18 protein-coding genes are annotated in these 22,273 nt (G+C 50.9%); 3 read left to right on the top strand and 15 right to left on the bottom strand.

Annotated elements, in window-relative coordinates:
* The first annotated feature begins 13 nt into the window (after nt 1-13).
* The gene (locus ACZ520_RS05385) at nt 14-1,573 is read left to right on the top strand and encodes a hypothetical protein (RefSeq protein WP_088565864.1); all 1,560 of its coding nucleotides are present in this window, start codon (nt 14-16) and stop codon (nt 1,571-1,573) included.
* 19 nt (nt 1,574-1,592) lie between these two features.
* Nucleotides 1,593-2,264, top strand: coding sequence for a Rossmann-fold NAD(P)-binding domain-containing protein (locus tag ACZ520_RS05380; protein WP_417870025.1), 672 nt, complete (start codon nt 1,593-1,595; stop codon nt 2,262-2,264).
* 8 nt (nt 2,265-2,272) lie between these two features.
* On the opposite strand, the gene ACZ520_RS05375 is transcribed toward ACZ520_RS05380, so the two are convergent.
* From ACZ520_RS05375 to ACZ520_RS05340, 8 genes are all read right to left on the bottom strand, one after another.
* On the bottom strand, nt 2,273-2,713 hold the full coding sequence (locus ACZ520_RS05375; protein ID WP_464127705.1) for a hypothetical protein: 441 nt from the start codon (nt 2,711-2,713) through the stop codon (nt 2,273-2,275).
* A gap of 96 nt (nt 2,714-2,809) precedes the next feature.
* Nucleotides 2,810-4,018, bottom strand: coding sequence for a signal recognition particle-docking protein FtsY (gene ftsY, locus ACZ520_RS05370; protein WP_088565867.1), 1,209 nt, complete (start codon nt 4,016-4,018; stop codon nt 2,810-2,812).
* Between the two features lie 176 nt (nt 4,019-4,194).
* Nucleotides 4,195-6,579, bottom strand: coding sequence for an FHA domain-containing protein (locus tag ACZ520_RS05365; protein ID WP_464127704.1), 2,385 nt, complete (start codon nt 6,577-6,579; stop codon nt 4,195-4,197).
* Entirely contained in the window at nt 6,580-7,485 is a 906-nt protein-coding gene (locus ACZ520_RS05360) for a hypothetical protein (RefSeq protein ID WP_232468659.1), read from the bottom strand. It lies immediately after the preceding gene.
* 12 nt (nt 7,486-7,497) lie between these two features.
* Complete coding sequence (locus tag ACZ520_RS05355; RefSeq protein WP_374032363.1) at nt 7,498-9,027, bottom strand: microtubule-binding protein; 1,530 nt, start codon at nt 9,025-9,027, stop codon at nt 7,498-7,500.
* A 182-nt stretch (nt 9,028-9,209) separates the two neighbouring features.
* On the bottom strand, nt 9,210-9,419 hold the full coding sequence (locus ACZ520_RS05350; RefSeq protein ID WP_088565870.1) for a DUF5522 domain-containing protein: 210 nt from the start codon (nt 9,417-9,419) through the stop codon (nt 9,210-9,212).
* Complete coding sequence (locus tag ACZ520_RS05345; RefSeq protein WP_088565871.1) at nt 9,409-9,963, bottom strand: GNAT family N-acetyltransferase; 555 nt, start codon at nt 9,961-9,963, stop codon at nt 9,409-9,411. Before ACZ520_RS05345 ends, ACZ520_RS05350 begins: the two co-directional genes overlap by 11 nt.
* A complete protein-coding gene (locus ACZ520_RS05340) occupies nt 9,960-10,373 on the bottom strand; it encodes an RrF2 family transcriptional regulator (protein ID WP_011163679.1) in 414 nt (137 codons plus the stop codon). The genes ACZ520_RS05345 and ACZ520_RS05340 overlap by 4 nt, the downstream gene beginning before the upstream one ends.
* 156 nt (nt 10,374-10,529) lie before the next feature.
* Between ACZ520_RS05340 and ACZ520_RS05335 the strand changes: the two genes are divergently transcribed.
* Nucleotides 10,530-11,171, top strand: coding sequence for an NAD(P)H-dependent oxidoreductase (locus ACZ520_RS05335; RefSeq protein WP_374032362.1), 642 nt, complete (start codon nt 10,530-10,532; stop codon nt 11,169-11,171).
* Nucleotides 11,172-11,360: 189 nt separating this feature from the next.
* Here the strand turns inward: ACZ520_RS05335 and ACZ520_RS05330 are convergent, their stop codons facing one another.
* From ACZ520_RS05330 to ACZ520_RS05300, 7 genes are all read right to left on the bottom strand, one after another.
* Complete coding sequence (locus ACZ520_RS05330) at nt 11,361-12,062, bottom strand: hypothetical protein (protein ID WP_088565873.1); 702 nt, start codon at nt 12,060-12,062, stop codon at nt 11,361-11,363.
* A 5-nt stretch (nt 12,063-12,067) separates the two neighbouring features.
* On the bottom strand, nt 12,068-13,753 hold the full coding sequence (locus ACZ520_RS05325) for a twin-arginine translocation signal domain-containing protein (RefSeq protein ID WP_088565874.1): 1,686 nt from the start codon (nt 13,751-13,753) through the stop codon (nt 12,068-12,070).
* 12 nt (nt 13,754-13,765) lie between these two features.
* Entirely contained in the window at nt 13,766-15,313 is a 1,548-nt protein-coding gene (locus ACZ520_RS05320) for a hypothetical protein (RefSeq protein WP_088565875.1), read from the bottom strand.
* A 222-nt stretch (nt 15,314-15,535) separates the two neighbouring features.
* Complete coding sequence (gene smc, locus ACZ520_RS05315; protein WP_464127703.1) at nt 15,536-19,123, bottom strand: chromosome segregation protein SMC; 3,588 nt, start codon at nt 19,121-19,123, stop codon at nt 15,536-15,538.
* A gap of 279 nt (nt 19,124-19,402) precedes the next feature.
* On the bottom strand, nt 19,403-19,912 hold the full coding sequence (locus ACZ520_RS05310; protein WP_088565877.1) for a hypothetical protein: 510 nt from the start codon (nt 19,910-19,912) through the stop codon (nt 19,403-19,405).
* A 265-nt stretch (nt 19,913-20,177) separates the two neighbouring features.
* Nucleotides 20,178-20,660 (bottom strand): ankyrin repeat domain-containing protein, encoded by a 483-nt coding sequence (locus ACZ520_RS05305; RefSeq protein ID WP_416480917.1) that lies wholly within the window; start codon nt 20,658-20,660, stop codon nt 20,178-20,180.
* Nucleotides 20,661-20,672: 12 nt separating this feature from the next.
* A complete protein-coding gene (locus ACZ520_RS05300; RefSeq protein ID WP_417870032.1) occupies nt 20,673-22,160 on the bottom strand; it encodes a catalase in 1,488 nt (495 codons plus the stop codon).
* Between the last annotated feature and the right edge of the window lie 113 nt (nt 22,161-22,273).

Raw genomic sequence — 22,273 nt, 5'->3', positions numbered from 1 at the left:
CTGGAGGACGTTCATGACAAAAATTAATACGCGCCGACTCTGCTCTGCAGTTTTGAGTTTGTTGATTGCCAGCTCTCCCATGCTGGGGGTTGCACAAGAAATCACTTCCAGTGATGCGAATGCCAGCGTAAATGCTGCTGCCGTCGGCTTGTCCAAAGCCAGCCTGCAAGTGGGTGGCAGATACTTTATCTCTGCGGATGCACTGAATGTTCGCAGCAGCAACTCCACCACGGCCTCCAACATTGTTGGCAAACTGTCTATTAATGATGAAGTTGAGATCTATGATCTTCTGAACGAAGCCACTCCGCTGGTTCAGATCAAAATCATCAAATCAGCAACAGTAAAAGCGGATGTTTCTGCGGAACTGTTTGTTTCCAAGGACTATCTGAGTGCAAAACAACTGCAAACAGCCGCCTCCAAATACTTTGTGATTCAAAACATCGCGACAGAAAAAACCCGTGTTTATGAGCGTTGCACAGAATCCCCAAGCTGCGCCCACAAACTGGTGATGGAAACGGAAATGGTTGTCGGTCGTCCTGAAGAAGGCACCAAAACCGATCCTCACGCGTTCAAAACCTGGCTGGGCCATGCGCGAATCTCTGAATGGATCAAATTCTATCAGGATGGTCAGGGTCACTATCCTCACTGGTACAAAGCCGGTCAGGACATGAAGACCATTCCAGGTCCGATCACTGATGGTATGTCCAAATTGGTCAGCTCCCGCAAGTGGATGGTTGACGATGCTCAGGGCAATTCAACCATTTATGGCGCTTTCGGTTGGTATGCTGCCAAGATCACTCCGGCTGATGAAATCAACGGTATGAACTATCAGTGGCTGCACGGAACCATGGGCTGGGGTAAAGACGGCGCGGCAGCAATCGAGCTGACTCGCGGCTTCTTCATGAACATGTTCTCCAATCCAGGCTCTGCAGGCTGTACCCGCCTTGAAAACCGCGCGATTGCTTACCTGAGATCCATCCTGGTTCCAGGCACTGACATCTACCGTGTTTATGCCCGTGAATCCACTCGTGAGGCCGAAGTGACAACGGGTATCTTCAAAAAGAAGACAACTCCACTGCCACGTTATGCTCACAACTTTGAAAAACCAATGGTTTGGAACTACATCCTGTTGACTGACGGCGCTCAAAGAAGCGGTGGTTTGTCAGCTGACGCGAAAAACATCATCGACAAGGCCATTCCGGTTATCGCTGGTCAAAACCTGATCGAACAAGGTACATATGATGTAGACCAATATCCAAATGCCAACGAGTTGAACTATGGCAAGTCTGCGGCTTCCGGTAAATCCGGCGACCGTTACAAAATCGACTCTGGCTGGGAAAAAGATGCCGCGAAAACAAACTTCACCGGTTACTTCCTGGTGGACGAAGGTCGCTTCATCGATTACAAACACCCGGACAGAACACGCACTAAAGGTGTGATCCGTGTGAGTGGTCTGGCTGACTTCCGTGATTCTGTTCCTGAGTTCCTGGCAACTTCAGGCAAACACAATCCACCGAAGATCGTCTACAGAACTGAAAACGAAAACGATTCTACAAGAAGAGGCGGCAACTAAGCTCCTCTTGGGAGAAGCTTTGATTTATCCGACAGATATCTGCATTGCCGGTGCGACGGGGCTCGTGGGACACGAGCTCCTTCTTCTTTTAGCCCACCTTGACGAGGTTCGTTCGATCAAGGCCATCTCCCGCAGCCCCATGGGCCGCATCCCCCCGCACGTCGAAAACATCATCATGGATTTTGACAGTCTTGAGCAGCGCAAAGAGGTGCTGAAGGCCGGGGTCTTTATTTGCTGCCTTGGCACCACGATTAAAAAAGCGGGTTCGCAGGAAGCCTTCCGCAAAGTGGACCACGACTATGTCGTGAATTTCGCGAAAGTGGCCGAAGCCTGTGGGGCACAAAAATTTTTGGTGATTTCCGCTATGGGCGCCGACGCTGAATCCAGCATCTTCTACAACCGGGTCAAAGGCGAAATGGAAAGCGAACTGCGCAAACTGAAAATCCCGCAGATTGAGGTCTTCCGTCCTTCCTTGATTTTGGGGGACCGCAAAGAATCGCGTACAGGAGAGGAAATTGCGCAAAAACTCAGCCCGCTTCTGAACACCCTGATGGTGGGGCCGCTGAAAAAGTACCGCGCAATCAAAGCCAACACGATTGCCCGGGCGATGGCGATTGCCACCTTGAACTTCCACCCGGGCTTTCATGTCTATGAATCAGATCATATCCAGCGCATCGCTGATCAAAAATAGTTTCCGGACTATTCGATGATCAACGCAAAAGGAACGACGTATTTCTGAGGCTCGGAGTGGCAGGTGTCATTGGTTTCAGCCACTTCAACAGAAACGTTCAATGACTGCGGATGGATTTCTCCATACTCGGTGCGACCGCTGATCACCAGCTTGGCAGAAAGACCGTTGCCACAACCGCTCTGCCAGATATCCACCAGCGCACCTTGCGCTTTGAAATTCAATTTATCTTCATTGTGACGGCTGGTTTGAACCACATCCAGAAATGCAGGAACAGAATAGTCCTGACCGATCAGCTCAAGCTGCTTTTCATCTGAACTCAAAACCACTTCGTCAACGCAAAGAACAGAGGCAACACCCTCGGGCAGGGCCTGGGTCGCACGGAAACATGTCTGAGCCTGGGAAAGAACTGGCAGCGCCAAAAGAACGAATGCAATAACGATGGATTTCATAAGAGCCCCTTTGTGAATTTGAGGCTCTCTTATAACCGAGTTGTTCCGGGAATCACGTCAGGAATTCGTCAGGTCCTGACAACGGCCCGGTATTCGCTATTGGAACAACGAGTTTACAAACTCCTGGGAAGAGAACGTGCGCAGATCCTGAATACGCTCCCCGACCCCGATCAGTTTGATGGGGATGTGAAGCTCTTGCGCCAGCCCCACAGCCACACCACCTTTGGCAGTACCATCCATTTTAGTCAGAACCGCCCCGGTTAATGTCAAAGCGTTATGGAATTCTTTGGCCTGCATCAAAGCGTTCTGGCCAGAGTTCGCATCCAAAACGATCAGTGTCTCGTGCGGAGCTTCCGGGATCACCTTGGACATCACACGTTTCATTTTTTTGATTTCTTCCATCAGATTGGCTTGAGTGTGCAAGCGGCCCGCAGTGTCCACGATTACAACATCATAGCCCTGCCCTTTACCCTTGGCGACCGCATCAAAAGCCACCGCACTTGGATCCGTCACGCCTTCCGGAGAGAAAATCTCGACCTGAGCGCGATCCGTCCAGACTTTCAACTGCCCGCCAGCCGCCGCACGGAACGTATCCCCTGCCGCCACCAAAACCTTTTTCCCTTCAGCAGCAAGTTGAGCAGAAATTTTACCGATGGACGTCGTTTTCCCGGCGCCATTCACACCCACAATCATCAAAACCGTCGGACCTTCGGCTGCGAACTGAATCTTGGAAAGGATGCCGGTCCCCACGGAAGTGGAATGAGAACCCTGGAAGATGTTTTTGATCTCTTCTTTCAGCGCTTCACGAACCGTGTCGTAATCCGCACGCTCTTTTTTGGAAAGCTTGTCTTCAATGGCGCCCATCAGACGCTGTACTGTCGCCGGGCCCAGATCGCTGGTGTAAAGGATCTCTTCGATTTCTTCGAGATGTTTGTTGCTGGTTTCTGTTTTGAACAGGCTGCGAATACGACCGAAAAGATTTTCTTCGGTCTTCTTTAGGGCCACGGCAAGATCCACGGCCTTTTCTTCAATCACGACGGCGGCGTCATGCAGGTCCGGAACAGATAGGTCAGAAACCACATTCCCGGTGGAATCAATATGCGCCAGCGGAAGCTCTTCCGGTTGCTCGGAAGTGGTCGGCATTTCGCGTTTTGCTTCGTGAGAAAGCTCCTGCGCGCGCAACTGTTCACGTTTTTTCGCATTCTTCATCATGCCCATGATCAGAGCACCGACAATCACCGCGAAAATAAGAACGATAGCCCCCACCAAAATTTCCATCTGCTGAGCATGCCCAGGTGACATCATAAACGAACCTCCGCAACAACGTGCGTCATTAAGATAAGAAAATCACCCCTTATGTATCGTATTTTAAAATGACAGACCAGCCCAATTAAGGAAAAAACCCGCAACAAACGGCGGCGGCGCAGCCCAAAAGGCCGCCCAGCCAGAAAAAACCGAGAGTCTTAGACCGTTCAAACGGTCTAATGCTGGGCCATTCTTCTTCTTTGGACTTCTTCTTTATAGAAATTGCGCTCGAAACGGCGATAGGATTCCAAGCGGACTTCGGTACCCAGGACATCTTTCATGCGCGCCAATGTCTGGTTTTCCAGCTCGCGCATTTTCTCGATGCCTTCTTTGATAAAGTCCGGATGGATTTTGGTTTTGCGATCCGCCAGTTCTTTCACCAAAGCATTGGCGGACGAAATAACCTGAATGGACTTGTCTTCATCCACGCGCCAGGTTTTTAGCAGATACTGGGAAGCAGCCTTATAAAGCTTCTGCTGGAACTGAGCATCCGTATAAATATCCATATAGTTACGCGTATAGATGACCGCATCGGTGTAAGAGTCTTTGATTTCTTCGGCCTGAGGCGGATTGAATTTACGTCTTTCCAGTTCATCCTGACGTTTCTTTGCTTCGTTGCTGACCATGGTCTGCATCGGAGTCTGATCTTTCACCACGCGGTCCACGACAATCTGACTGACGAAATAACCCACGGCCCCCATGGCAAGACCCACAGTGACCCAGCGAAGCTTTTCGCTCTTGCGTTTTTTCATCAGGTCCACTGGCTTTTCGCTCATCGAGGATTGGGACAGGGTCGCCACTTTACCGTCGATGGCTTCAGCAATGTGGTTTTCCACGGACTGGCTGATGTTGCGCCATTTTTCAGGCTCCATCAGCATCACGATCTCTTTTTCAATAGCCGAGTGGATCTCCTTCACCATGGAGTTCTTCTTGCGGATCACATCATCCAGCAGATCGCGCTCCATCTGCTGCAGGCGTTTGGACATCTCCAGACGCATTTCTTCCAGACGCTCTTCTTCGGACTTCGCCATCTGGGTCTTTTCTTTTTCCAGCTTTTCGTTCAGGAAAATCTTCTGCGCATCGTATTCCTTGAACAAATGCGTTTTCTTGGATTCGATGTCGTGCACATCCATGGTCAGATGCGCCTGCTTTTCCTGCAGACCTTTCAAAGAAGCTTCCAAAGCGGTTTTTTGTTTTTCCAGCTCCGCATGGGTCGTCTGAAGCTCTTTCAGCAAAGCCTGGCCTTTTTCCACCTGCGCCAGCAGATCGGAATTGTCAGTACGGGTTTTGCTCAAATCTTCAGTGGCCTTTTGCAGCTCTGCCGTGCGGGCCGCTACGTTATTCATAAGTTCATTTAAGACAGTCTGTTTTTCATTGCTGACGGCCGTGATTTCCTGAACTTTTTCATTCGCCATTTGAATCTGCTGTTCACAGTCGGCCTTGGCCTGCTGTAATAGCTGGTCGGCGGTTTCCTTGGCGGTGGCAATCAAAGAAGCGTTATCATTGCGTGCTTGTTCAGATTCTTCGCGCAAGCGCGCTTCCGCATCGCGAATCTGGGTGCGGGATTCATTCAACAGTCTTTCGGCTTCAGCCTGGGCCTCTTGCAAAGTCCGCTGATTCAGTTCCTGGGCATTTTCCAGATCCGTGCGAATACGGGCTTGAGTTTCCTCGATCTGAAGTTTCGAGAAATCCAGAATACGGTCCGCTTCCTCGCGGCTGGTTTTAAGCAATGCTTCGCTTTCCTGACGGGCCAGCTCACGACCGTGGGCGACGGCTTCGTCTTTCATTTTCTCGGCCGCAAGTGTGGCTTCCGAGATAATGTCCTCGCTGTCTTTACGGGCCTTCTGGCGCAGGCTCTGAACGTAAGAATCGACTTCTTCACGCAGTTCCTGGGACATGTTACGCGCATCGTGCAGCAGGCTTTGCCCCTGCTTTTGGAAGTCCGCCAAAATGGCATCTGCTTCCTTGTGCGCCTCCGCCATGCGGGTCTGATAGAACAGTTCGGCCTGAGCCTGCGCTTCACGGGCCTTCTGATAAATAACCTGCACCCGGCGCTCAGCCTGGGTTTCGCCCTCCATGATGATCTGCGCCGCTTTGCGCTTGGCTTCGTGCAGGATTTTTTCCGCCTGGAAAGGCGCCATGTTCGGCGCTGGCATAGCCACCGTGGCTTCCAAAGGCGCGTCTTCGTCCTGCGGAATGACTGCGGCGGACTGGGAAATCGACGGCTCAGGTTCCGGTTCGGGGGCGGGTTCTTCCACGAAGAGATCCAGATTCAGAATATATTCCGAACGACCCAACTGAATACGATCCGAGGGAACCACGTTGACCGGGGTCCCCTGCACGATGCGTGTTCCGTTGATGTAAGTGCCATTGGAAGAATTTTTATCCTCAATCCAGATCTGATTCCAGCGACGGCTCACAACCAGATGCACCCGGCTGATATTGCTGTCGTTCAAGGACAAATCACAGTCCAAAGAGCGGCCCATGGTGAACGAGTCCTTGTTCACCTCACGGCTTAGCACCTGATCCTTCCTGTGGATAGTGACTATAAACTTGTTCAATTAAGCTCCTCTGACCACCGCCGCTGTTTTTCCGATTTCCTTATTAAGGGCATCTTCGGCCAAAGCTTCAACGGCATCACGATGTTCATCAAATGGGCGTTCATGAGCTGGGAAATTATTGTTGTCGCTGCGGTACCACAACAAATCCAAAGAACTTTCGAAACGGTCGATCATGGAAACGTAAGCTCTTTCCGGGGAAAGAATCACGTTCGCCACGTGCGCCATCAACGAGAAGATGATCCCCGCAATGGATGTTTTCATCGCAAAGGAAATCTCGTGAAGGAAGCGGTCCATGATGTTTTTCGTATTTTCAAGATCCTGCAGATTCATCGTGCCCAGTTCCTGCAAACCACCGGCGATACCGATGAAGGTCCCCAGGATCCCCGCCACGACAAACAGACCCGGCAAAATAGAAATCAGGTCATTCATACCAACCATCGGGATCACCCCGAACACCTTGTTGAAACAAGGATTATGTTGCAAAGTTGCTTTGGTGATATTCAAAAGCTTCGGATTGTCATCTGTCCAGCGCAGGAACTTCACCTGTTTCAGGATGTCCTTTACCAGCCAAGCACAGCCCTGACGAACCAGGAACACACGGTCACTGGCTGACATCACATTGTCCGGCTTTCTGCGCTTCATGCGGTCACGGATTTCGAAGACCTCATAGTAGGTTCTTTCCAGAAGCTTTTTGGTCAGTACATAGAACGACACGTTCTCGACTTTGCCGGGAACTTCCGCTTCGATGAAACGATTCACACGCTTTTCAAATTCACGCGCAAAAGATTCATGGCGGCGGACCGTGTAGTAGATAATTGCACGGAAGAACAGCCCGACCAGAAAGACGGCGCCCATCACATACGGCAAACTTATAATGAAATACTCAGCAAATGCCTTTGTTGTCACAACCCACCCCTTTTATTTCTTTTGATCCATGTTAAAGCGGATGATTACCCGCTGCGCCTTTTTACAGTCGTTCTGCTTGCAGAATTCGGCTGCTGTGGCGACGTTGCGATTTTGCACCTTCATGACTTCCAGGAAGCTTCGTCCGGAAACCTTCATAAGGGCCAACAGTTCGCGTTGATGTTCAAATCTCATGTTTCCTTCATCCAGCATGTAACTGAAGATGGAGTTGGCACGACGATAACTCAGATCCATGTTGTACTTCAAAGCGGCCTTGTCAGCCGGTTTGGAGCTGTGCGGGTCGACGAAGCGGCCCTGATATGTTGGTGACGCAAAACCGATGATCTCCACCGCAGAAATTTTATCCGACACCTTTGGGTTGCCGAACAAAGAGCGGGAATAGATCGGCATGGCTTTTTCAAGAACGCCTTTCATTTCGTGCTTCAGGCGGTCAGAGTCACTGTCAAAGTAAGCCTGGCCGAAATCCAGAACCACATCGCCCGTCTGCATATCAATATCCGCTTTGATTCCGGCTTTAGCGAAACCTTTTTGAATTTCACCAGCCACGGATTTACGCGCTTCGATCTCTGCTCTTGCTTTCGCCAGTTGGCCTTGCGTCTCGTTCAAAGCGCCTTGCAATGCGGCTTTTTCCTTGCCAAAGCCTGCCGCTAGGGCAGCTTTCTCTTTACCAAAGCCAGCAGCCATCGCCGCTTTTTCTTCGGCAAAACCCTGTTGCAGACCTGCGATTTTTGCACCGGCTTCAGCCTTGGTGCGGGAAAGAGCACCAGCCAGATGAGTGGCTTCGTCTTCTTTCTGTGCCAGCAGGCCTTGAGTTTTTGAAAGCTCACCCTGCACCTGACCCAATTGCACATTGGCCTGGTTCAGTTGCATTTGATACTGGGCATTGACCTGGTTCAACTGGGCCACCTTTTGGTTACCATCAGCACGGGCCTGAGCCATCTTCTGTTCAAACAGTTGTTTGGACAGTTTGTTGTTCTTGTAAGCCACGCGCAGTTCGGTCAGACGTTTTTGCAACTGAGCCTGGGTGGCGGCAATTTTCTGCTCGCCCTGGGCAATCAGTTGTTTCTTGGCCTGGATGTCCTGGTTCAGATCCGCAATCTGAGTTTCCTGAGTTTCGATTTCCACGTCCTGCTCTTTAATCAGATCATCACGGTTGATCAGCTTGGACTTGGCCATCTTGTTGGCATTAAGGACATTACGCACCATCTGCTGGTACTTGTTCAGCGCTTTGACCTTTTCACCATTTTCACGGGCTTCCTGGATCAGACGCTCTTTTTCTGTTTTGGCGTCTTCCTGAAGCAGAGTCAGCTTGTCCATAAGCTCTTCATACTCCTGCACCTCATCTTTAGGTGCCTGGCTGGCCAGATATTCATTCTTCACGTTTTCGTACATCTTCAACTGGTTTTCCAGCTCCTCCACTTTCATGGAAAGCTTCTGGTTTTCCACCTGCCCGCGCAAAGCATCGGTGCCTGTGCGCAAACTGGATGTGACATACAAAAGAAGGAAGATCGTGCTTAAACCCAAGAATAAATCCGAATACGACGTCCAAAAACTGTCGCTCGAATGTTCTTTGTTTTTTTGATAATTAAACGACATACCAACGCACCCCACCTGCACAAATCATAACAGTGACGATCTTCTTTTCGGTGGCTCAAAAACAGAATTGAGTGTTTTTCTTTCGGCGAAAATGCCGAAGCTTTCAACACTTACGTCGGGTCGGTGGGATCTTTTGGATTTTTCTGACTAATCTTTTTCCATGGGCAATGTCTGCAGCCTGAACCGCAGCAGTGACCGCGCTTCAGGTGAAAATACTCAGTAAAAACAGTGTATCCTGTGGCTGGATCGACATACGAGTCCTTGCCTGCGTCGCAGGCGCTGCGATGAAGTTCTTCGATTTCGCGTTTTTTATCGTTCATCACGAAGCTTGGCGAACACCAAAGTGTCTCGTCTTTGGCCGTTTTCAACGGCGTGATGCCGCAACCGGGCCTCAAATTTGTAATGACAATTTTCAGCTACAGAGCCGCTGCGGCTGTTAAGACCTGAACAACGAATCTCAATTCGATAAAATCCAAGATCAAACAGGACCTTTTCCAAGGCCAGTACCGCTTCACGCACATACCCGTGACCTTCGAATTTTCCCAAAATCCAGTACCCCAGTTCACAGCGGTCATTGTCCCAACTGATGGTGTGCACACCGACATTCCCCATATAGATGTCGCCATCATTCAGGTACATGCCATAGTCGAACATTTTGAAATCCTGCCACTGTTCACGGGTCATTTCGATGTATTCACGTTCATCGTGAACACCACGGATCATCGGCACCCATGGCAGAAAACGGCCCAGGCGTTCGCGGTCCTCATCGACATACTGGAACATGGTTTCAGCCATTTCAACTTTGTGCTTTTTTAAGGTGATCCGTTCGGCGCGAATTTCCTCGGCAGGATAAACGGACTTCATTTGGCGATTTTGGACGTCAGATCAGACAAACGGATTCCGCCCAGATAATCCATAGAGTTATTTTCAATGCCGTCCACCAGCTCACACATCAGCTTTTTCATTGAGCAACTGACCACGCAGTTTTTGAAAGGCTCTTTGTCTGGAGTTGCAATCAGCTTCTTGTCAGTGATCGCCACATAAACATCACGAAGGGAAATTTCTTTCGGGGCTTTGGCAAGCTTCACGCCCCCCGCCTTGCCTTTGAAGGACGTCAATAGTCCGGCATCGACAAGTTTGGAGATCAAACGGCGAATCACCGTCGGATTGGTGCGAATGCTCGCGCCCAATTCTTCAGACGTCATCAGATCGCCCTTGTGATAAGCTAGGGCGGTCATAATATGGACTGAGACAGAAAACCTTTGATCAACCATGTCTAGATCATACCCTAAGCCTCAAAAATAAACAATATCAAGGAATTAAGCCTCCAAGGACACGAGGTTTCCTTAAATGTATCTTTTATTGTTGCATTTAAATTCCAACCACGGCATACTGTGCCTGTATCTGACACAATTAAAGGAGCCCCTCCCATGACCCATAAAACGATTCAAGATGCCCTGGAATGGCGTTACGCCACTAAAAAGTTCGATGCCACCAAAAAGATCTCGGATGCCGACTGGACAACCCTGCGTAATTCCCTGACTTTGGCGCCGTCTTCCTACGGCGTGCAGCCGTGGAAATTTCTGGTCATTGAAAACCCGGAAGTTCGAAATCAACTAAAACCGGTATCATGGAATCAAACTCAAGTGACTGACGCCAGCCACTATGTGGTCTTCCTTTACAAAGAAAAGATGGATGCTGACTTCGTACAAAAGTTCATAAACCGCGTGGCTGAAGTCCGCAGCGCCCCTCTGGAAGCTTTGGACGGATACAAAAATATGCTGGTTGAAAACCTGGTAAAAGCGCCGGAAGAAAAAATCCGCGTCTGGTCCCAGCGTCAGGCTTACATTGCCATGGGCTTCCTGCTGCAAACCGCAGCCTTGCTGAAAATTGACGCCACTCCGATGGAGGGCTTCGATCCGGCGGCTTACGACAAAATCCTGGGCCTTGAAGGCACCGGCTGGAAATCCGTGGCCACTGTGGCTCTGGGGTACCGCCACCAGGAAGATGCTTTACAAAATCAAAAGAAGGTCCGCTTCGCTGAAGACGACCTGATTCAATACATCAAGTAATTACGGATTTTCCGCTGCTCTCGGCGGATCTGCAAAGAGTCTCCCCAGATTTTCCCTTGCAGGTCTCCATTGGCAGCGGAGGTTCCTCCTCCAAGGTGCCTTTGTTGCGATCCCTTCAAAGGCTGTCTTAAAAAAAATCCCCGGGGTTCTTGCGAATCCCGGGGATCGTCTTTTTTGGATTGTAAGATTCTATTGCAACTGCCAACCGGGTGATTCGCATACTTGCAGAGCCAGGGCCCGCCATCTTTCCATCGCCGGCTCCCCTTTCAGCGCCAAAGCTTTGTCATAGTCGAGCAAGCTTGCCACGATAATGTCCGACGCTCCATCACCGCGATAGAACAATCCGTACACCTGGCGAACAGCATCCGCCGTGGGCGCGGCCGGACGATTCGAGATCTTTTCCAGGATCGCGTTCACACCTTCATCCATCCCCAGCACGTTTTCACAGAATTGAACCCGGAAGGATTCGCGCACGGTGTTGTCATCGGCTTTAATCGGCAGGTTCGCATTTGAAATATCGCCCCCGCAATCACGGCCGCTGTAGGTGCTGTAAGGATTGCAGCCCAAACCATACTGCGCCCCGCGCTTGATAATCCACTGCTCTAGCAGACTTTCAAGATTGGGCACCGGCCCGGAGGAACGGGTGAAAACCTCGCGCATCAGCGAGGCCACGTATTCACGATTCACCACCTGAACTTTCTGAGTCGGCAGTGTCACGTCTTTCTGGCTGGGGTGAGACTGATCGGTGCCGCCGCTTGAACCCATATCCAGATTCAATGACGCCTGATCCAGAACAGCGAACTCACCCATCTGACCGCAGTTTTGATACATCTGAGTCAGAACAGCTCCGGACAACAGCAACATAAAAAATTTATTCTTGGCTGTGATCATTGTTCTTACCCCACCAGCTTCGCCGCTTTAAGAATCTGCAGTTGGTCGCCATTCAGGCGAATCAAAGGTTCAGCCAGATTCTCGTATGGATTTTTTGGAACTCGCAAAAGAGCTGTCACTGTGGATGCCGCCATCGTCGGGGACGGCATGCCTTTTTGGTTGTAACCATCAATCGGTGCCGCACGACCTTGAGTGCCCACATAGCCGCCACCGTGCCCCGCACGATAGATGTTGCCGACCACAAACGGTCCGCGCTGGATGGCGCCCGAGAACACACTGGTCACCATCTGATTAAAGCCATGGTCACTGCCCGAACCGTTGGTTCTTGCCGTGCGGTTGAATTCCGAGATCACCTGAATCACGGTTTCAGACCACAGGTCCACACCGTTCACTTTGGATTTTTTCAACTGTTCAATCAGCTCAAGCATCCCGGCACACAGGCCGCGATAGTAGGCCGTCGTGATAAGCACACCCGGGATCGCCCCGGTTTCGTGCATGTCTTTGATCGCCACGTGATTTCCCACCACACCATCCGCAGCATCCTTGATCATCAAACCTGCCGGATCACCCATTTGCAGATTCATCGTGCTGACCAGGCCTTCTTTCAGAACGTATTCAGCCAATGCCAAACCTTCTGCCAATGAACCAGGAGCCGTCATCGTCTTGATGGAATCACGCAAGTCGGAATCACGACTGACCACCAGACCGCGGTTGCCAGAGGCAACGTGAACCCGCCAGAAGTTCCCCTGATCAGAAATCATCGCCACGTCATTGATGCCCACAAGCCCCTGCTGGCGCATGCTGGCCTCAATCACGGACCGATAACGGGCCACGGCCCCGTCCCAGTAAGAACCGATATTCCCAATACCTTTTTTCATCAGATCTGAGGCATTGGAAAGATTTTTGGAAAGAATTGTCGAGCCCGCAAATTCAGACTGAGAATAGGCACGCAAGCGCGCCTGAGCCAGATCAAAAGCCTCACGGTTGCGGTCTTTCAGGCTGCGCCCCTTGGCACGGTCTGCGGCTGGACCGCCAAACCCCTCCAGCAAAGAATTCAGTGGATTGCCCGTCAGAATATTCAGGGCTTTGCCACTCATGGAAGCATAGTTGCCGTAAGCTCCACGGTCGGGCCACTCTACGGCCTCAAAGGTTTTCTTGGAATAGTCGGCAGCCAAACCCATCACCGAGGACACACCGCCCACCGGAGCCTGTTGAATTGTCGCATTGAACGGATGACCGTCAAAACCAGTACCGAATCCGCGGATCACCAGCATATTGTTTAAAAGATCTGTCAACGCTTTGGCACCGGCAGATGTCGTCACAGATTGTGAAAACATGTGTGGGACCATCACACCGTTATAATTGAATGTCGCGTATTCAGTGCCGACGATGTTGTTCCCTGACCGAACCAGTTTCGTTGCCACCATGGGATTGTATTCCAACGGAGCATCCGAAGGATTCGTGCGCATCCACGCATCAAACGTGTAGCGCATCGGACCACCGGCAATCAGAATGTTGATATAGTTGCGGGCGCCCAGATTTCCGGTTGCTTCGGCCTGGGCTTGATGGATAAAGCCTGTGCTGAGAGCATTCAGAAGTCTTTCATAAGGTGTTGCCACCAGGGCTGCGGCCCCGGCCACCGCACCACCTGCGATAAAGCCCCTGCGAGTCAGATTTTTTCCGTCCCCCATAATGCCCCCGGATTATTTTTCCCGATAGTTCACATCACGATAGTATTTTGAAGACATGATCTGTTTCACCATATGGCGCACAGACTGGTTGCGCTGAAGCTCTTCCCCAAGAGCCTCAACGAACTTACGGTCTTCATAAGCTTCCGTGGATAGTTTTTTATTCAGTTCTTCATTTGCCGGATTGGAGCGGTCATAAAGAGCCACTGTGATTCCGGTGAAATACTCAAAGTATCTTTTAGCTGCGCAGTAATAGTAATCCTTGGTTTCCGCCATCGCCGCACCCAACTGGGCAATGCCCGTCACCGGACGATCAATCAAAGCTCCCGTCATGGAGCGGAAGAACAGACGTCCCGTCGGGGTCTGACGATGGAAGTTCGCCACTGGTTCTGACGGCCAACCCGCCACCGAAGAAAACTCGGCACGGTAAGTGGCCAGATGCAAAGCCGTTTTGGAATGAGTTCTGGCCCCGGCACTCAGTGCTGCATAGTCAGAATTTCCGACCACGACGTTGCGGGCGGTGTAAGCCATCGGATCCAACGTCGCATGGCACATCACGCAGCTGCTGGAGTTTCTAAACGGAGCCGAAGAATTTCCGACCACATACTGACGAATGTCATTTTCACGCAGGGCCGGAAGCTCCGCACACAGGAAGGATTCCATGTTGGTCTGAGACCAGCGGCGCGGAACCTTGGTGGTCCCATTGGCTTCAAGACCACGGCCATGACCATAGTTCAGCATCAGATAAATAGGTGTCCCCAGCACACCACCACCCTGAGTCTGGAAAAGATTGAAACTGAAGTTCAAGCCCGGCTGATCGCTGCCGCGCTTGTCAGCCCCCAAAGGCTGCAACGACAGATTTGGAATGGTTGCATTATCAGTCGCGATGCGCACACCGACCAGCTCACCCACCTCAATTTTTGGCAAAGTCACAAACATCGCCTGAGTGGTGTCCGAGTTGCCATCAAATCCGCCCGACATCGCGCGGAAGTTGAAAAGATTCTGATCGAGGCCCCCGTTGTTACCGGCAATACGACGGCCCGGGAAGGTCACATTAAAGCCAATGCGATTGCGCACGGCCATGTCCTCTTCACGCTGGGCACGCACGCCCTGCCCCAGAGTCAGCACATCACGGTACTGGGCATTGCGGGCAAACATTGCACGCGTCAGCGCCAGGCCCGGCTCAGTGGAATCATAAATGTCCATGGTCCCGCGGGACATCTCTTCATTGTATTCCTGGATTTGTTCAACCGTGTTGGCGGTGAACCAGGTGCGGTGGAAATTATAGAAGGTGTTTAGAACGGCACGGGCTTCTTTGTCAGCACGATTGACCAGCGGACCGGAGGCATCCAGTTCGGCCTTGTCCAACAATGAATTACAGGCGTCCAGCGCCTTGATTTTACCGGCACGAATCTGCGCCATCGTCGCGTGCCCCAAAGGCACCGGCTTCCCGGTCAAATGGGAATAGCAACGATTGAACAAGCCTGCCTCACTCAAAACTTGAGCAGAAGCAAACGGTGCCATCAGCAACGTGAATGCAAAGATTAACTTGGTCACGGTCATTCCCCCAAAGAAGTTCCGTTGTTCCTTTATCTTATCGGAGCTTTTGTCGGGAACGCGACCGTGGTTCTCACATTGGGGCGTTCCGTTGCTGTTTAGACTGAAGATTCCGGAACACGAAAGAAACACTTTCGCGGAACGTCTCACTTTGCAACACCCCGGAAAAAGAAAAACCCCGTTGAGGTCATCAACGGGGTCTTTGGCATTCGTTTTGTTATCTTCGGACTATTTGATGTCCTGGATGGAAACAGAAACCATCGTGGAAACACCGCGCTCTTGCATCGTCACGCCGTACAACTTGCCCGCCACTTCCATGGTGTGTTTGTTGTGGGTAACAACGATGATCTGAGAACGTTTTGCCATTTCACGAACCAGGTCGTTGAAACGGAAGACGTTGGCGTCATCAAGTGGAGCGTCAACCTCATCCAGCAAACACCATGGAGATGGTTTCACCAGGAAGATAGAGAACACCAGCGCCACCGCAGTCAAAGCTTTCTCACCACCGGACATCAAAGACACGTTCTGAGTCTTTTTGCCTGGAGGACGTGCGATGATCTCAATACCCGCTTCGTTCTTTTCAGTTTCTTCAACAAGTTCCAACCAAGCTTCACCGCCACCGAACAAGACCGGGAATACGCGGGTGAAACGATCGTTGACCAGCTCGAAGGTTTCTTTGAAACGCTTGGAGCAGATTTTGTTAATACGCTCGATAACCTTGCGCAACTGATCTTTGGCCTCAGTCAGATCCGCGTGCTGTTTGATCAGGAATTCGTAACGTTGAGCAGTCTCTTCGTACTCTTCGATCGCAGACAGGTTCACTTCACCGATCTTCGCCAGTTTCTCACGCAGGTCTTTCAGTTGAGCATCCGCCTCCAGGAAGTCGCCTTCGCGGTTCACGTATTTCTCAACAACATCAGGCAGGTTCAGCATGTAGCGCTCGCGCACCTGATCAATCAGGTACTGCTCTTTCATCTTCGCCTGCTCCAGTTTCAACTGGGAGTCGTTCATTTTGTGCTGTCGTTCATTGCGTGCACGCTGAGAAGCAGAAGCTTCATCTTCGATCGCACGGATTGATTCAGACATCACTTCGTATTCGTCTTTCGTGCGAGCCGCCTGAAGTTTCAGGGTCTCGACTTCATCCAAAAGACGTTCAAATTCAATTTTCTTTTCTTCCAGAGTCACCTGAGTGTCGGTCATCTGGGAGTTGTACCCTTCAGCCTCTTCACTCATGCGCGCCAATTGAGCTTCCAGATCCGTCAGGGATTTGGTCACCATTTCAAGCTGTCTCAAAACGCCAGTGTATTCCTGGGTTTTGGAAGCGGACTTCACCTGAAGATCCGTCACTTCCGCCTGAAGACCGTCAAAGCCCAGACGAACAGAGTTCATTTCAGAATTCAAAGTCTCCACTTCAGATTCCAGCAGAACTTTTCTTTCACGAGCCTCGATCAGAGCCTCGTTCAGTTCCTCAAGTTTCTGCTCTTGAACTTCCAGTTGCTCTGTCAGTTTTTTGACTTCGCGTTCCTGGCGCTCTACAGCTGCCAAGGCATTCTGAACTTCGTTTTCAGCGCGTTCAGCGTCTTTTCTCAATTCGGCAACTTTGATCTCCTGATCGATCTTGCGTTTTTGCGCGCCTTCGAAGTCATTCAATACGTTGGCCAACTGCTCTTCAGTCTTTTTAAGAGCCATCTGAGCCAGTTGCAGTTTCCCTGCGAATTCGTCTTTTTTCTCGGACAATTCCTTGATTTCACGACGACGCTTCAGCATGCCGGAATCGGCGGACTCGGAAGAGCCCCCCGTCAAAACACCGTCAGCAGTCAGGGTGTCACCGTCAAGAGTCACGAATGTCCAGCCTTCATATCTTGGGCGCAGGTTCAAAGCAGTGCGGATGGAATCCACAATCGCCACGCCATCAAGCATGTAGGTCACTGTGTTTTTGAATTTATCAGCCGCCTGAACCACGTCTTTCAGGATGGCTTGAACGCCGTCCTGACCCATTGGTGCTTCAGCGCGATTGAAAGTAAGCCCCTGACCGTCAGCAGCCATGAAGCTGGAACGACCGGATTTGTTTTCTTTCAGGTGAGAAACGGCGTCCACGGCGATATTGGCATCAGAAGACAACAACATCTGCAAACGGGAACCCAAAGCCGCTTCCATCGCCACTTCGTATTCAGCCGGAACTTCAACAACCTCAGAAACTGGCTGGAAGTGGGATACAACAGAACCGTCCGCCATCATTTCCTGAGTGCGGGTTTTCTGCCAAAGCATGACCTGCTTCACACCCTCTTGGAAACCTTCAAAGTTGTTTTGCAGGTTCTCCAGACCGTAAAGGCGGGACGCCACTTCATTCAAAGAATCCTTGAAGGAATCCACTTCGGCTTTTTTTGTCGCCACGGAATCCTGAAGGATTTTTTTGTTGGCTTCAAAAGAATCCACGTCGCTGGCAAGATCCAGCTGCATCTGACGCTCTTTATCCAGCTCTGTGATCACTTTTTTGCGGCGGTTTTCGAACTCGACTTGTTTTTCACGAAGTTCGTTCAAAACCTGCTGTTCGTTGTCCTGACGGTCTGTCAGGTCCGCGATCTGAGAGGACAGGGAATTCACACGCGCATCCAAAGAGGATTCGGTCTGACCGACGGCGAACAGCTCACGACGTTTCGTCGTCAGGTCCTCGTCCACAGTGCCGATGCGGGAATTGAAGTTCTGGAAGATTTCGTTTTTCTCGGTGAAGGCGGCCGACAGAGTCTCGGACTCTTCCTTCAGCTCGATCACCTGCTCATCCAATGCGGCTTTGTCGCGGGCAAGAAGCTCTTTACGGGCTTGCTGCTCCTGCAGGATGGTGCCGGTCATCTGTTCATTGCGGCGAGCCTGTTCGATCTCGAAGCGAAGCTCCTGGATCTCCATCTCTTTCTTTTGAACAGTGGATTGTTTGGTGAAGTATTCAGTCTGCTGCTCTTCAACTGCTTTTTCCTTTTCCAGGATCTGCAGTTTCAGAACTTCCAACTGGCCCTGCAAAGTGGAAAGGTTTGTTTCGCCTTCCACTTCCATGCTTTGCGCTTCGTTGAAGATCGCCTGAGCCTCATCCGCAGCACGTTTCAATTCAACGTACTGAGCGGTGGACAGCCACAGATCCAGATCTTCAATCTGATTTTTGATGTTGCGATAGCGTTCCGCACGCTGCGCCTGTCTTTGCAAAGAATCAATCTGGCGTTTCAACTCGCCGATGATGTCCTGCAAACGCACCAGATTCTGATCGGTCGCAACCAGTTTGCGCTGGGATTCTTTTTTACGGGCTTTGAACTTGGTGATACCGGCAGCTTCTTCGATAAGCATGCGGCGGTCTTCAGGTTTCGCAGTGATGATCTTACCGATCATACCCTGAGCGATGATGGAGAAACCTTTGGAACCGGCACCCGTATCCATAAAGATCTCTTGCAGGTCTTTCAAACGAGCAGGTTCTTTATTGATGAAGTATTCACCTTCACCGTTTCTGTGCAAACGGCGGGTCACCATGATTTCAGAATGTTTAATATATTTTGCCGGGAATGGACCACCGTCATTTTCAAGTGTCAGGGACACTTCACACATACCCAGTGGAGCATAACCTTCCGCTCCACCGAAGATGACGTCTGTCATTTGGGATGCACGCAGATCCTTGGCGGACTGGTCACCCATAACCCACATAAGGGCATCCACGATATTGGATTTACCGCAACCATTCGGTCCGACGATACCCGTGATACCGGCATCAAAGTGGATGACGGTGCGGTCTTTGAACGACTTAAAACCAATTAGTTCAATCTTCTTAATTCTCAAGGTATATCCCCTCTTGAGTACTTCCCCTCAAATACAAGCCCTTGGTCTAGCTAGACCAAAGACCATTAGAATTTCGCGAGTGTTGGGAAGCATGTCAACCATAGGCTCTTAAAAGAGGGCCTAACGCTGAAAACTTAAGCAGACTTACAACCGATTTACTTGCTGCATCATGAAAAGCCGCCTAGATATTTTGCATGGCGCCAAATGCAAAACGGCGCACCGGGTAACCGGGGCGCCGTGGATTGTCGGAATCAAGAAGGAATTTTTATCCGCAGAATCTTACAAACACTGTACGGATTGGCCGTACTGGTTCTGCATGATCACACCAGAACAGTTGTGAGTCACACCGCAGTTGTACTGTTGGCCGCCGTAGTAGTAAACGCCGGAGCAAGTCTGGGAAGTCGTTCCACCTGTGTTACCCATGCAGTATGTGTAGTTCACCGGGATGTACTGTGTACCGCTGACCTGGTAGCACTGGTTGCCGCTCATGATGTACTGACCGGTTGTACCGTTCGTGCAGTATGATTGTGCCACTTGCTGACCTGTGGACTTGATCGTGCACACGCCGGCAGAGTTGTAAGCATAAGTGGAGTTCGTGGAGCAGTAAGTCTGGTTCACCTGAACCGCCTGCCCGTTTACGTTCTGATAACAGATGTTGTTGGCGCCCCAGTAATAGATATTGCTGGTACCGCTGTTATTGTCATCCTTGCTACAGTTCGCCAAACCTACAGTCATGGCAGTCAGTACAAGGGCTTTCATAATCGTCAGAACATAGTTTTTGAATTTCATAAAATTTGTTTCCTTCTCTATGCTGTTCCTTAAAGCAAATCAGCGGCCAAAAACCCCTGGCACGCGTTTCACCAACGAATTTCGAACACTTACAGCATTCAGGAAAGATCATGGAATATGTTCACGCTGTCTTTTGGTTAGACAGTGACGACAATTGGCTTTCTGAAAAGCGTCTCTACAAAACTATCACGTACCACAATGAAACAAAGCACTTAGCACTGCACAGTGTTTACACAATCTGGCAGTGCCCTCTCTATATATAATATCAAGCTTCCGGAGTCGGTCGCGACAGCTTGCGGGAAATCAGGCGGCAGGCGACCTCCATCGGATCCGTCCACGATGCCGGGCGGTCACTTAATAAAGACACCACTTCCTTGCGCCCGAAAACCCGGGCCAAATCCAAAGCCGTCATCCCGTGAGGGTTTTTATCCTCCAACCGGGCGCCGTTACTTAATAACAGCTCCGCCAAACGCGTGTGCCCTTTAAAGCAAACCCCCATCAGCACCGAATTTCCCATATCATCGGTGGAGTTCACATCCGCCCCGCGCTCTATCAGAAATTCGGCCGCGTCTTCCTGATTGTTGTAAGCCGCCAGCATCAAAAGCGTGTGCCCCTTGAAATTGCGGATCTCCACCCCGCCACCAAAATCCAGATACTGTTTCAAAGCCTCGCAGTTGCCGTTGCGGGCCTCTTCAAAGATCAGTGGCTCCACCACCATTGTTTTTTTATACTCTTCCCAGGTCGCCATACATCCCCCGCCCTAATGATGGGCACTGCCACTTTCATATTTGTCGGAATAAACCTTCACCCCCATGCGTTCGGCCAAGCCGCCACCGTAAGCAGGATCGCACCTCATAAAGACATCGATCTGACGGCGCACGATTTCCTCCGGCACGTTCCCGCCCTTCATGTGTTCAGCGATATTGTCCAGCAGTTGCCTTTTTTTATCGGCATCCATCAACCGGAACAAATCCCCCGCCTGGCGGTAATCATCATTCCCCTGACGATGATCAAAACGATCCATGGTGGCATCATCCAGCTTTAAAGGCGGTTCGCGGTACTGCTCTTGTTGAGCGGGCCCGCCGAAAGAGTTCGGTTCATAATAAGCATGATTGTATTCCGGAACATCCAGGCGCATGGCCCCATCCAGATGATAGTGATTCACTTCCACTTTGGGTTTGTTCACCGGAAGCATTTCATAATGGGTCCCGATACGATAGCGATGGGCATCCGCATACGCGAAGGTTCGCGACTGCAGCATCTTGTCCGGGGACCATGAAACACCCGGCACCATGTTGTTCGGATTGAAGGCGGCCTGCTCGATTTCGGCAAAATAGTTTGTGGGATTGCGATTAAGCTCCATGGTGCCCACTTCAATCATCGGGAACTCTCCATGCGGCCACACCTTGGTAAGATCAAAGGGATTGTACCAGGTCTTCTTAGCCTGCTCTTCAGTCATGATTTGCACATACATGCGCCACTTCGGGAAATCCCGGGCTTCGATTGAGTTGAACAAATCCTCCTGATGACTTTCGCGCGTGCGCCCGACCAGTTCGGCCGCTTCATCGTTCATCAGATTTTTGATCCCCTGCTGGGTCTTGAAGTGGAACTTCACCCAGTGGCGTTCCCCCTTGCTGCTGATCAGGGAATAGGTGTGCGAACCAAAGCCGTGCATATGTCGGTACGAAGCCGGCAATCCACGATCCGAAAACAGAATTGTCACCTGATGGCAGGACTCGGGGCTGAGGGACCAGAAATCCCACATCGCTGTGGGGCTGCGCAAATTAGAGCGCGGATCACGCTTTTGCGTGTGAATAAAGTCAGGGAATTTATAAGGATCGCGCACGAAAAAGACCGGCGTGTTGTTGCCGACCAGATCAAAGTTGCCTTCTTCCGTGTAAAACTTCAGCGCAAATCCACGCACGTCGCGCTCGGCATCGGCGGCTCCCCGTTCGCCCGCCACAGTGGAAAAGCGAATCAGTAAATCTGTTTTGGTTCCCGGCTGAAGGAACTTGGCACGGGTGTATTTGGAAATATCGCCGGTGATCGTCAGTGTCCCAAAAGCCCCCGAGCCCTTGGCATGCACAGTTCTTTCCGGCACGCGCTCACGATTTTGGTGCGCCAGCTTTTCTATCAGTGCCACATCCTGAAGCACCAAGGGCCCGCGCGCCCCCACCGTCATCGAGTTTTGATTGTCTGGAACCGGCGCACCGGCACTGGTGGTCAAGCCCTTCTTGGATTGAGCCATGGTCTGCATCCTTTCATGTTTTTTTGAACGACCCCCTCAGCATAAAGACAAAAAATATATCACCGTGAGTTGTATTTTATTGCTGTGTCAGACAAAACCCGCCGCTCTGCCAG

The sequence above is a fragment of the Bdellovibrio sp. BIS2 genome (genome assembly GCF_055398295.1).
Note: the sequence above shows the minus strand (reverse complement) of the source record. Positions and strands in the feature narration are given on the sequence as shown.

Excerpts from the sequence above, each read along its gene's own strand:
- ACZ520_RS05385 (WP_088565864.1), top strand. The coding sequence starts at position 14 with ATGACAAAAATTAATACGCGCCGACTCTGCTCTGCAGTTTTGAGTTTG.
- ACZ520_RS05375 (WP_464127705.1), bottom strand. The coding sequence starts at position 2,713 with ATGAAATCCATCGTTATTGCATTCGTTCTTTTGGCGCTGCCAGTTCTT.
- ftsY (WP_088565867.1), bottom strand. The coding sequence starts at position 4,018 with ATGATGTCACCTGGGCATGCTCAGCAGATGGAAATTTTGGTGGGGGCT.
- ACZ520_RS05350 (WP_088565870.1), bottom strand. The coding sequence starts at position 9,419 with ATGAACGATAAAAAACGCGAAATCGAAGAACTTCATCGCAGCGCCTGC.
- ACZ520_RS05345 (WP_088565871.1), bottom strand. The coding sequence starts at position 9,963 with ATGAAGTCCGTTTATCCTGCCGAGGAAATTCGCGCCGAACGGATCACC.
- ACZ520_RS05340 (WP_011163679.1), bottom strand. The coding sequence starts at position 10,373 with ATGGTTGATCAAAGGTTTTCTGTCTCAGTCCATATTATGACCGCCCTA.
- ACZ520_RS05335 (WP_374032362.1), top strand. The coding sequence starts at position 10,530 with ATGACCCATAAAACGATTCAAGATGCCCTGGAATGGCGTTACGCCACT.
- ACZ520_RS05330 (WP_088565873.1), bottom strand. The coding sequence starts at position 12,062 with ATGATCACAGCCAAGAATAAATTTTTTATGTTGCTGTTGTCCGGAGCT.
- ACZ520_RS05325 (WP_088565874.1), bottom strand. The coding sequence starts at position 13,753 with ATGGGGGACGGAAAAAATCTGACTCGCAGGGGCTTTATCGCAGGTGGT.
- ACZ520_RS05320 (WP_088565875.1), bottom strand. The coding sequence starts at position 15,313 with ATGACCGTGACCAAGTTAATCTTTGCATTCACGTTGCTGATGGCACCG.
- ACZ520_RS05310 (WP_088565877.1), bottom strand. The coding sequence starts at position 19,912 with ATGAAATTCAAAAACTATGTTCTGACGATTATGAAAGCCCTTGTACTG.
- ACZ520_RS05305 (WP_416480917.1), bottom strand. The coding sequence starts at position 20,660 with ATGGCGACCTGGGAAGAGTATAAAAAAACAATGGTGGTGGAGCCACTG.
- ACZ520_RS05300 (WP_417870032.1), bottom strand. The coding sequence starts at position 22,160 with ATGGCTCAATCCAAGAAGGGCTTGACCACCAGTGCCGGTGCGCCGGTT.